Genomic DNA, 10316 nt, shown 5'->3' on the forward strand with positions numbered 1-10316 from the left:
GTTAATGTTTTACCTGGCACGGGGCGACCTTCTTTTCTGGCAATATCTCGCCAATGATACAAGGTTTGCACCGCGATGCCTTCTTCCCGAGCGACCTCTGCGACCGTTAAGTTGTGAGGAGGTAATAATTTTTTAAGGATCGCCTCTTTACGTTCTGGTGAATACCGAGCCATATCGTTCTCTTTTGCCGCACCCTGTCTTTAAACATAATGATTATTTAGGGGTGACAACAATCCTGACACAGGGGGACACCAACGCCACCAATTTGTTGGAATTGGCGAATGCCCCAACAGGATGCCCACACTTTAATTCTGATTGCTGAGCTTGAAGCATCTTTGCCGTAACTATCGTATTCGATACCTTCACCATCGATGTTTTTATTAATGTACTTCATGATGTAACCCGTTCCTGAACCAATCGCGGGATCGATGTACTCCACTTTGAAGCGGCGCTCCTTTGCGCCCTGCTCGTCACCATCTTCTTCTAAGCAATAGTGAGTGAAGGTATCGACTAAGGTTTCCTGTTGCTCACTTGGGACAAATAACAGTAAGTGCCAGTGCGGGGTGCCATCGTGGTGCGGCTCTGCTACCCGAAAGCCGAAAGGGGTGACTTGTTCACGGGCAAGGGCGGCACGAATGCGGGCAAAGGTGCGATTTAAGTATTCTTGGGCATCGAGTGGGGTTGCGCCGTTCCAATTGGGATTTTCATCGCCCGTTCTGGCAAAACAGCGATGGTATTTAGACGGTGTAGTCATGGTTAAGAAAAGGGCGCTATAGCCCATCTCTTTGGCATAATCTTCAAAGCCACGGATGCGAACCATCAACTCGGCCTTGCGAATGGCGGGATTTGAGACATTAAGTTTGGATAACTCGGCAAGACTGGCGCTAAAACCATGCTCATTGGTTGCAATAGTATTTTCTAACAGTTGCTGGTTATTGAGCCATTGGTTTTTAAAATTGCTGACGGTAATGTGACTGGCATAAATGCCTTTTTGTTTACTGACCAGATTGAGTTCCCGTGAAATGGTTTCAATTTGCAGATTGCGCTGTCGTCTTAATTTACGTTTCCACCAAATTTCATCGCCAGCGCGGGCGAGTGCGCCATAGACTTGGGCAAGCTCAATCTCATCAAGTGTGTCCAACTTAAGATGGTTGATAATTGTCTCGCTCAGTTTTGGCGGCTTAATGCTATAGCACGCCATGTAATGCAATAGCGTGCTGTAAATAGTGAGTAATCCCTTACCTTCTGCTTGCGCTGTGATCTGTATACAGCGGCGGGCGTGTTGCTTTGCCTTTGCGCTTATATCTTGCTGCTCAATATTGATGTGGTAAAAATGTTTGTCTTTACCCATAACGGCGGCAATGCGTTTAGTCAGGTGTAGCACGCTCAAATTGGCCTCGCGGCGGTTTGGCTTGCTACGATATTGCCGCATAATCGCTATACGATGAGGTGAGGGCAGGCCGTAGAGTTTACTGTCTAGCCATTGCTTATCGTGTTCATGAACATTAAGCATGTGCTTTTACCTCGCTGTTAGTCAGTAATTGCTTACCTCGCTCGTTAAGCGATAGCTTTTGCCAACGAATGCCCATCTCAAAAATCGTGGTTTCAGTGAGTAGTCCTTCACGCTTTAATCTAAATAGTGTGCGTTTTTGAAAGTGGCCGTTAAAGGTTTCAATACCGTCAACTTTGCCAAAGTCGCTGCAAATTTCTGAGCACAGGAAAAGGCTATTGCCCTGTAAGAGCCATTGGCCAAACTCCTGTTGTTCATCGGTGAGCTTGGGCATGGGGACAGAAGGGGAGGTCATCATTACTTAACCTCCCCGTTATGTAATGGTTCACTAGGCTTTAATTGCGGGACGTCTTGGTTGTCCCCGTTAACGCGTTCGGTGTTCGTTAACGGGTTCGGTTCCTCGGTTTTGGCCTGTGTACCCGTTAACGGGTACTTAGACTCGTTATGTAACCTAATGGACTTCAAATTTACTTGAAGGTTATGGTCGATCACCGCTAATTGAATGATGATGCAAATAGCTAGGGCAAATTTATAGAGTGTGATCATAAACCCTCCCGTTAATGAAGGATTCAACATCACTTTGGCGGTACTTAACGCTGCGGCCAATTTTAACGAAGCGTAAAGGATAGCGGCCAGTGCAACGCCAAACGGATAGGGTGCCGATGGTGACGCCGAGAAATTCGGCGACCTCGGTCGGGCTGAGTAATAGATCGTTCATGGTAACTCCTGATTAAAGTAGATTTGTCAGGAGTTAAGATAATCGTGAGGGGTTAGGGTGTATTCACGTCACAGGGTGTGAAAGTACCGTGACAGGGTGTGACAGTACCGTCACACCCTGTCGCGGTAATACTTAAGGCTTACTAAGCCAGTCATATTTGTGACCAGTTGCAATAAGGTTTTGCTTAAGGCGGCTTTTTATTTCATCACTGGCTCTGAAATAAACGGATTTGATATCATTGTCATAAGCATTTTGAGTGAACCCTCTATCTTTTGCTTTACCGTACCATTCATGACCTAGGTCAAACTCACCAGTTGATAGATAAATCGCTCCAAGCAAGGTGCATGGCCTGAAATTTAAAGGTGTCACTTTATGTGCTTCATGCCCAAGTTCTATTCCTCTGGTGAAGTCTTCTTGATCTCTACAGACCCCGCCAAAGGTCGTCAATAGAGCTGACTTCAGCTTTTTGTCTTTCCCTGAATGGGCAAATGGATACTGTTCATTTAGTGTCTTTCGGATTTTCTTTAGTTCGCCACCTTTTCTGTAGGCTGCACTTGCATTGACCAGCTCCCAAGGCATGTTTTTCTGTTTCCAGTTTTGATAATGCTGATGTGCTAATTGAATATGATTTTTTTGCTCAATAAGTTCATTGTAAAAGCCTACGTCAGAAAGCCATGCCATTTCTTCTTGGGTGATTGGCTTTTTGCGAAGTTGGTTCAGAAGCTTGTCGACTCGCGAGTTTTTCTTTACGCCGTGAATTTCGAAATCATCAAAATCAATGTGACTTGCTTGATATGCTTGTTCCGCTGCTAGCTGTTTTTTCAGGAGTTCATCTGCTTGAGCTTTTTTCTCGGCTAACTCTTTAGTTTGTTTTTCTTGGACTGCTTGTTGTCTTCTAATTTCAATATTGTCGAGAACATTTTGATACTGCCCCAATAGTAGTTTTGCAACAGCTTGATTTGACCTTGTTGGTAGCTCACTTCCTCTAGTAAAGATTGAGGTCAAAATTTCAATTTTCAGCTTAATGAAATTATTGAAAATAGAATCAATTTTATCTGATGGCCTAGTTTTTGAGCGTGCTTCTATATACAACTTATGAGCGCCATCACCCAATGCAATTGAGAGCATCTCCATATCGGATTCACAAATGTTGCTTTCATCCTCGGTAAACAATTCAATCAACAGATCAGCGAATGCGCTAAAAATTGGATACTGTCCTGTAGAGAATAGTGCAATAACTAGAGCGGTTTTATGATTAAGCATTGAGAAAGTCCGTTTAAATTATCTATTAGTTTGTTGCGAACTCAGCCAACTATTAATTGTTCTAGTTGCTTGATATGGTGAAGAAAATGAGTAACCAATGCTTTTGGCGAAATCAAGGACTTGTTCTGTAATCATTTGTGCTGCTTGGTGAGGATTATCGTAATTTCGTTGATTATAAAGTTGGATGGCGTAGGCCACGACTTTATCTCTAGTGCCATGACGCTTATTTCTTCCTGAACTTCCAGATTTAGAAGCTTTGTCGAATAGTTCTTTATGCTTGGTTATGTCAGCTTGAAGTGTCAGATAGCTTTCGTTTTCAATGTCCAATACGTGCTGTGCAAAAAGGCGACTTAGTAGATTGGCTGCTTTGGTCATTCCAGCCATGTGGCACGCCATCATCGCTTGCATAAACTCAGCTATGGCCTCTGGTTGGCTGTTGAGTAAGTTTAGTAATATAGCTTCATCTTCATCATTAGTGTCCGATGAAAGCGGAAAATTGGCATTTGCGAACCTTCGTACATTGTTCATATCGATCTGAGATTCATTGCTCGATGATGAAGATAGCATTTCAATAAATAGCTCCACCATTTTCTGTTGTTCTTCACTAAGGATTTTCTGACTGTCTGGAATTTTTGCCAGCTCTTTTGCGACAGTATCTTCAGTTGTGCCTTTGGGGAGTTTGCTGGATAGTTCAGAGGGGGAAGTTATGGCACGAAATACTTCATCCATATCTTCGAACATTTTGTCTTTATCTGGAGAGTCAGGGAGGGCGGTAAGGACTTTCAAAAATTCGGGTGGTTCGGAAATTGAATATTGCTCGATGATCCCTTCGAGTGTTTGAGTGAACTTTTCTTGCGATGAATTTTCCGTCATAAACCTGTTTTCCCTGTTCGTTAACTCATAGGGAAAAGTATTAGAAATAGTGCTAATTGTCCATAACTGAGATGAACAGGGCAAAACGGGGATTTTTGAAAATGTTACGAAAAAAAATTCTAAAAAACGTCATCTCTATGGCGGCACATAGGCGGCACAGAATTTTTTGTTTTTCGTAAATTGTTGAATTTAATATATAAAAAGTGACTTATGGTCTCTCCACAGGGACTCGAACCCCGATCGGCCGCTTAGGAGGCGGCTGCTCTATCCTGTTGAGCTATGAAGAGACGACAGTGATTATACTGGTTTTATCTTTGATTAAAAGGCTTATGATTTAGTTGCTTAAATCTTAAGCGCTATGTCGTTTATCTGTACATTGTAGGCGGCATTTTGGTCTACAAGTACTGCGGTGGCGCTTTCTTCGCTTACTTGCTCAATTTTTACCGTTGCACGACTTTTGGTCGCGACGGCGCGCATTTCATTGAGTCTATCGGGTAAGTTTTGTTGTAATACTACTTGGAATTTATCACCGACACGAATGCCATGTTTACGGCCTAGATTTAATATAATCCTGTCTGCTTGTCGGCTAACGACTTGGCCAAGTAATGGCCTGCAATTAAGTGTGCTGTCTAAATCTCGGGTAGCTTGCAATATTAATTGAGTAATACTTTTTCCATAGGAGGAACGCCAGAATCTATTACTGTTGGGAGCAATGATAGCCTGTTCTTCAAATTCCCATGGGGCCGATGTGCTGTAGCTTTTGCTCCAGACCTCTTCGCCACTGATCCCATGATAGAGGCTGAGTTTGAATTGAAATTGCCTTAGCGGAGCTTCATCCCAAAATCCTAAGAAGGTGGGTTGTACAGGCTCTATCGATATATCAATGATCTGCGGTTGAAGAATATATTGGCTGTCGGTAATTTCACTGAGCCAGCTTGGGAGTCGATAACCGCGAATATCCACTAGGTCTTGTTCAATATCGAGTCGCTCGTTAGCATGGATGTGACTAAAGCCAGTTGAAGAGTAATCTTCTATAGTGTTCCCTAACGCCTCTGAAATGACCTCTTCAAAGCCTGAAAGTTGTCCATATCTAAGCTGAGAACGATCTTTTATTTGTGTTTGAGGTATTAAAATAGCGGCCTTTAATTGGCCATTAGGACACTGTTGTGTTGGATCATCATTTAGATCGAGGCGTAGGGATACATATATTTTATTTCCCTGAATTTGCTCGCTTACGAGTTGGATGTTTATGGCTTGGGCGTTGCGATTTATCGCAAAGTTATTTTGTGTGAGGTTACCATTAGAGGTTTGTTGCTCGCTGGATATTTGAATACCTGTGCTTAAAGTCGCATAGCTAACAGCTTGATTAATTGCTTCTTCCCTTGCTTGAGCTGTATTACCATTGATAATAGTTGCTTCTCCGCTGGCTTCTATCCATTCGGCTCTGGTGGGCAAAGAAAGTAGTAAAAGGCTCAAAATGATGAGCGAAGCTGAACCTGGTATGTGCATCAATTCAATCCTTATCGCTAAGCTAATGGCGATATTACCAATCGAGCCAGTTTTCTGACTCTTAATCTAATATGTCAATAAAGCAAATTTCGTGCCTGAGTATGAGAACTTTTGATAAAGTTTCCATTGTTACAGTCGATATACTGCGTAATAGAAGAATATTGTCGGACTGAGGTTAATATTGGTCCAAAGATTGCTGGTTTTTGTTACTCATTAAAAATTTGAAGCTTAGAAAGTGAGTCACTTGACTGCCAATGCACCCATAGATGAGGTAAATCCAATGCTAAAGCGTGTGATTATTCCCTTAACATTGATAATGTTAGGTGGATGTGTAGCTAAACCGGTTACACCGCCCAAACCGAGTTTAGTGGATGGCAATGGGTTGCCGCCAACGGCAGTGATTAACCATTTAGCACAGCGAATAGTGACTGAGCTCGTTAAGCAAAATGATGCTCTGCGTTCTGATCAACCTATCGTAGTTGCAACACCTGTATTAGTGGGTGATTTGAATGGCACTAATGCGTTAGCGCAACAGTTACAGCAAGGATTAATGACATCGCTCCATAGCTTTCAGTTTAATGTGGTGGATTTAAACTTAGCTGATGGCTTGAGAGTCACATCTGACGGGGATTTTATTTTGACGCGAGATTGGCAAAAATTGTCGAAAGATCTTCCTGTTGAGCATCTTGTCGTTTCGACTATGAGCGTAGTAACCAATGGTATGGCGATCAATACTCGGATTGTGAACATTAGTAACAATCGCGTGGTATCGGCATCTCAAACTTTTGTGACTCAAAAAGAGTTGGCAAACTACATGCAGCCTTCGGAGCAAATTGTATCACAAAATGGCATCTTATATCGTCAGGCGAGTCCAGGTATGAATGAAGTGCGTGTTTTAGGAGATGGAAAATGAAACGCTACCTTTTAGTTATTGTGGCGCTAATGCTAACTGGCTGCGCTGCTAAAGATAGATATGTGCAATGGGAAGATGTGCCGCCGCCGAGTTTTCCTAAGTTAACGGCTATAGGATATGCGCCGTTAGCGACTCAACCGGCTAAAGAGCAATCACAAAGAGTGTTGATGGCTATGCAGGCATCAAAAATTGTGGCTTATCGTGAATTAGCGGAACAAGTTTATGGGCAGAAAATAACGGCAAACAGCAGTGTCAGTGATTGGATGTTGACGGACGATAATGTCAAAGCGTCAGTTTCTGGTGTGATCCGCGGTGCACGAGTCGTTAAGAGTTATCCAGCAGGCGAGCATTATGTCACTGAGTTAGAACTTGATTTTTCACAGGTTTGGGCGCTTTATCAACAACAGAGCCGTCCACAACGAGTGAAGGAAGTGACGTATTTCTAGCGTTATTGAATGTATGTTCAACAGCATGTATTGGGCCGCGTATTTACGCGGCTTTTCTTTTTGTACAAGACATTAATATCTAATCAGAGCTTAGAAAAGGTAATGCTAAGTGGGAGTGATGCGCTTGTTAGGCCTTTAAATCATTGCCTAAACTTGAGATAGTCGAGGTCTTGCCTTTATCGTTATAGGTGAGGCTGGAGGCGTTTCTGCTGGCTTGTAAAGCTTGAGCAAAGCGATTTAAACTCGCTAAATTCATCTCAATTAAACTGGCATTTTGTTCGTTTAATTCTTTGCATTCAGTCAATGCGTCTTTGATCTCTGCCATTTTATGCACGAGTTCGACTTGCTGAGTGAGTAGCGATTTATCACTGTGATTTGCCAGAATATCATCATTAGTCTTTAATTCTTTCAGACATTGCGATTTTTCATTAGCAAGGGAAAGCAGTAAATCGGCGTTTTGGTCAACCAAAGCGCCTTTTTCCTTGAGTATGATTTGCTTAAGAACAGCCAAATGGGCGTGTTGTAGATCTACCAGTTTAGCTATTTCAGTCATAGTTACTCTTTATTTAAGTCATTAAGTTCGGCTTCAAAACTTGCAATATTGGCAGCCAACTTTTCAGGGTCAATTTTATAGCGACCTTCGGCAATAGCTTGTTTGATTTCTGCTACTTTCTTTTGATCAACTTCAGGAAGGCTAGCCATTTTAGTCTGAGCTCCTTGAAGTTGTTGTGCCTGGGCCGTAATGACCACCGAATCGCTTCTCTGTGGTGTTGTCGATTTTGTAGCAACTTGAGCAGATTGATCGCTGCTCGTTTTCGTTGCGCCTGAACGAACTTGCGCAGTCGTTGCAGTGTTGAGTTTGCTAATATCAATTGCCATTTTAGGCTCCAGCGTCGTGTGTACGGGATTTCTTAACTGGGGTATCGGCAGCTTACAAAAAAGCTTTAGATTATTTTACATTCTTACTTCAACTTCGCCAATGCCTGTGACTATAGCATCTAGTTCTTTGTTTGAACTGCTATTTTTGACTCTGATCCGATCACCTTTATTGCCATCTTGTAGGGCTTCGCCCACTGTTTTGAGCTCGAATGAGCCAGAACGAACGTAGATAGATACCGAATCATTTTTACAAACGAAGCATAAGTTGTTGCTTAATATGGGATTATCTTTTGCTACTCGTCGTTTTACTCGCACGCCAGCCAATTTACTCGGGTCATCAAATTCGGCACCTCTCAAGCTATTTTGTTCAATGTAACGGACTTCTACTTGACTAGGAGAGATGAGTTCGCCTGGTGCTAAGATTTCGGTTGAGACAACAACGGGGAATAAGATATCCACCCGAACCGAGATATAGATTTGCCAAGGGTAAGCTAAGTCTTGTGTATCGCAGCTGACTTTTAAGGTGTTATTACGGCTAATTTCCCTATCGCTAGCCAGTTCAACTTTCATTGGAGACGAACATTGTGACGGCAGCATTCTTGCGTCAACCATCTGTGGCGAAATATTTACTTTGGCATTTTCTGGAACGGATATTTTTTCTGAAATAAGCGCTTTAGCTAATTCTGAGATTGCCGATACGGTGGGGACAATAGGCTCTGCACTCGCAAAAGCGGGCATGAAGAGGGTGAAAAGACTAAAAAAACAGACTAAATTTACTTTCATAATGAAGAGACTAGCTTGTAACGCCAGAATGCACCTATACTTTTATTAAGTTCGAAGCTGACCACTGTAATAATAATTTGCATCACTGTCAGAAGATTGACTCAGTTTCGACTATGTTTATCGATAGATAAGACGTAAGCAATTAATATGCCTATACTCAACTGAGTTATAGGGCCGAACATAAACAGAACAACAAGGCAGAGTTATGTCGAGTATTCTTGATTCAGTCAACAAACGAACCCAGCTCGTTGGACAAAACCGTTTAGAATTACTGCTTTTTAAATTAAACGGTCGTCAACGGTTTGGGATTAACGTGTTTAAGGTGAAAGAAGTACTGCAGTGTCCACCACTGACCACTTTGCCTAAACTTAATCCTTATGTGAAGGGTGTTGCTCATATTCGTGGAACAACCATTTCAGTGATTGATTTGAGTGCGGCAACAGGGGGAAAACCTTTAGCGAGCACTGAAAACTGTTTCATCATTATTTCTGAATATAACCGCAGTGTTCAAGGCTTCTTGGTCAGTTCTGTTGAGCGGATCATCAACATGAATTGGGAAGCGATTATGCCTCCGCCGCAAGGTGCTGGCCGTTATTCTTATCTGACAGCTGTGACTGAAATTGAAGGTGAATTAGTTGAAATTCTCGATGTGGAAAAAATCTTAGATGAGATTTCACCAGTTAAAACGGCTATCAGTGAAGAAGCCAATGAAAAACTGACCCTCGACAGAACTCAGCATTACCATATTATGGTTATTGATGATTCTGCCGTGGCGCGTAAACAAATTATTCGTTCACTCGAGTCATTGAATTTACAAATTGATACCGCAAAAGATGGTCGCGAAGCATTAGACAAGCTTAAAGAGATCGCCAAAGAGATGGATAATGTGGCCGATGAGATCCCCCTCATCATCTCTGATATTGAGATGCCTGAAATGGATGGCTACACCCTGACAGCTGAAATCCGAGATGATCCTAAGCTTAAGCATATTAAAGTGGTACTGCATACTTCGTTAAGTGGTGTATTCAATCAGGCAATGGTTCAAAAAGTGGGGGCCAATGACTTTATCGCTAAGTTTAATCCTGACGAACTGGCCGCTGCTGTGAATAAGCATTTAAGTTTGTAATTGCTGTCGGTTAGTACCTAGATACGCTTTACGCTATAATCTCGACTTCCCCCTGTGTCAGGATTGTTGTCACCCCTAAATAATCATTATGTTTAAAGACAGGGTGCGGCAAAAGAGAACGATATGGCTCGGTATTCACCAGAACGTAAAGAGGCGATCCTTAAAAAATTATTACCTCCTCACAACTTAACGGTCGCAGAGGTCGCTCGGGAAGAAGGCATCGCGGTGCAAACCTTGTATCATTGGCGAGATATTGCCAGAAAAGAAGGTCGCCCCGTGCCAGGTAAAACATTAAC

Annotated in this window: 15 protein-coding genes and 1 tRNA gene; 4 read left to right on the forward strand and 12 right to left on the reverse strand. The window is 42.5% G+C overall.

The window, feature by feature from the left end; translation table 11 throughout:
- The 9 genes from L5M10_RS22505 to L5M10_RS22545 all read right to left on the reverse strand — a co-directional run.
- On the reverse strand, positions 1 to 173 hold a 173-nt coding region (locus tag L5M10_RS22505), incomplete at its 3' end, for a transposase (RefSeq protein ID WP_263179001.1).
- Between the two features lie 44 nt (positions 174 to 217).
- Positions 218 to 1513, reverse strand: a complete 1296-nt coding sequence (locus L5M10_RS22510) for a replication endonuclease (RefSeq protein WP_263255977.1) — start codon at positions 1511 to 1513, stop codon at positions 218 to 220.
- Positions 1506 to 1808, reverse strand: coding sequence for a hypothetical protein (locus L5M10_RS22515; RefSeq protein ID WP_263255979.1), 303 nt, complete (start codon positions 1806 to 1808; stop codon positions 1506 to 1508). The genes L5M10_RS22510 and L5M10_RS22515 overlap by 8 nt, the downstream gene beginning before the upstream one ends.
- Positions 1808 to 2056 carry a hypothetical protein gene (locus L5M10_RS22520; protein ID WP_263255981.1) on the reverse strand — a complete coding sequence of 83 codons (249 nt, stop codon included), beginning with the start codon at positions 2054 to 2056 and terminating at the stop codon, positions 1808 to 1810. The genes L5M10_RS22515 and L5M10_RS22520 overlap by 1 nt, the downstream gene beginning before the upstream one ends.
- On the reverse strand, positions 2040 to 2228 hold the full coding sequence (locus L5M10_RS22525) for a helix-turn-helix transcriptional regulator (protein ID WP_208662075.1): 189 nt from the start codon (positions 2226 to 2228) through the stop codon (positions 2040 to 2042). The genes L5M10_RS22520 and L5M10_RS22525 overlap by 17 nt, the downstream gene beginning before the upstream one ends.
- A gap of 132 nt (positions 2229 to 2360) precedes the next feature.
- Positions 2361 to 3491: a hypothetical protein gene (locus tag L5M10_RS22530; protein ID WP_263255984.1), complete on the reverse strand. Its 1131-nt coding sequence runs from the start codon at positions 3489 to 3491 to the stop codon at positions 2361 to 2363.
- A gap of 18 nt (positions 3492 to 3509) precedes the next feature.
- Complete coding sequence (locus L5M10_RS22535) at positions 3510 to 4364, reverse strand: hypothetical protein (protein ID WP_263255986.1); 855 nt, start codon at positions 4362 to 4364, stop codon at positions 3510 to 3512.
- Between the two features lie 211 nt (positions 4365 to 4575).
- Positions 4576 to 4651, reverse strand: a tRNA-Arg gene (locus L5M10_RS22540).
- A 55-nt stretch (positions 4652 to 4706) separates the two neighbouring features.
- Positions 4707 to 5873 (reverse strand): flagellar assembly protein FlgT, encoded by a 1167-nt coding sequence (locus tag L5M10_RS22545; RefSeq protein ID WP_131523072.1) that lies wholly within the window; start codon positions 5871 to 5873, stop codon positions 4707 to 4709.
- A gap of 280 nt (positions 5874 to 6153) precedes the next feature.
- Here L5M10_RS22545 and L5M10_RS22550 point away from each other — a divergent pair, with 280 nt between their 5' ends.
- Both L5M10_RS22550 and L5M10_RS22555 read left to right on the forward strand, forming a co-directional pair.
- Positions 6154 to 6786, forward strand: coding sequence for a FlgO family outer membrane protein (locus L5M10_RS22550; RefSeq protein ID WP_028761216.1), 633 nt, complete (start codon positions 6154 to 6156; stop codon positions 6784 to 6786).
- Entirely contained in the window at positions 6783 to 7232 is a 450-nt protein-coding gene (locus L5M10_RS22555) for an LPP20 family lipoprotein (RefSeq protein WP_219253411.1), read from the forward strand. Before L5M10_RS22550 ends, L5M10_RS22555 begins: the two co-directional genes overlap by 4 nt.
- Positions 7233 to 7359: 127 nt before the next feature.
- Here L5M10_RS22555 and L5M10_RS22560 read toward each other — a convergent pair whose 3' ends face one another.
- From L5M10_RS22560 to flgA, 3 genes are all read right to left on the reverse strand, one after another.
- A complete protein-coding gene (locus L5M10_RS22560) occupies positions 7360 to 7785 on the reverse strand; it encodes a flagella synthesis protein FlgN (RefSeq protein WP_263255988.1) in 426 nt (141 codons plus the stop codon).
- A 2-nt stretch (positions 7786 to 7787) separates the two neighbouring features.
- Positions 7788 to 8111 carry a flagellar biosynthesis anti-sigma factor FlgM gene (gene flgM, locus L5M10_RS22565; RefSeq protein ID WP_107948432.1) on the reverse strand — a complete coding sequence of 108 codons (324 nt, stop codon included), beginning with the start codon at positions 8109 to 8111 and terminating at the stop codon, positions 7788 to 7790.
- A gap of 75 nt (positions 8112 to 8186) precedes the next feature.
- Positions 8187 to 8894, reverse strand: a complete 708-nt coding sequence (gene flgA, locus L5M10_RS22570; protein ID WP_028761212.1) for a flagellar basal body P-ring formation chaperone FlgA — start codon at positions 8892 to 8894, stop codon at positions 8187 to 8189.
- 205 nt (positions 8895 to 9099) lie between these two features.
- On the opposite strand from flgA, the gene L5M10_RS22575 reads away from it, so the two are divergent.
- Together L5M10_RS22575 and L5M10_RS22580 are read left to right on the forward strand one after the other, a co-directional pair.
- Positions 9100 to 10020, forward strand: coding sequence for a chemotaxis protein CheV (locus L5M10_RS22575; protein ID WP_028761211.1), 921 nt, complete (start codon positions 9100 to 9102; stop codon positions 10018 to 10020).
- A gap of 123 nt (positions 10021 to 10143) precedes the next feature.
- The coding region (locus L5M10_RS22580; protein WP_263179001.1) for a transposase at positions 10144 to 10316 on the forward strand (173 nt) is incomplete at its 3' end.

Source organism: Shewanella sp. SM32 (assembly GCF_025654235.1).
Classification (GTDB): domain Bacteria; phylum Pseudomonadota; class Gammaproteobacteria; order Enterobacterales; family Shewanellaceae; genus Shewanella; species Shewanella oncorhynchi.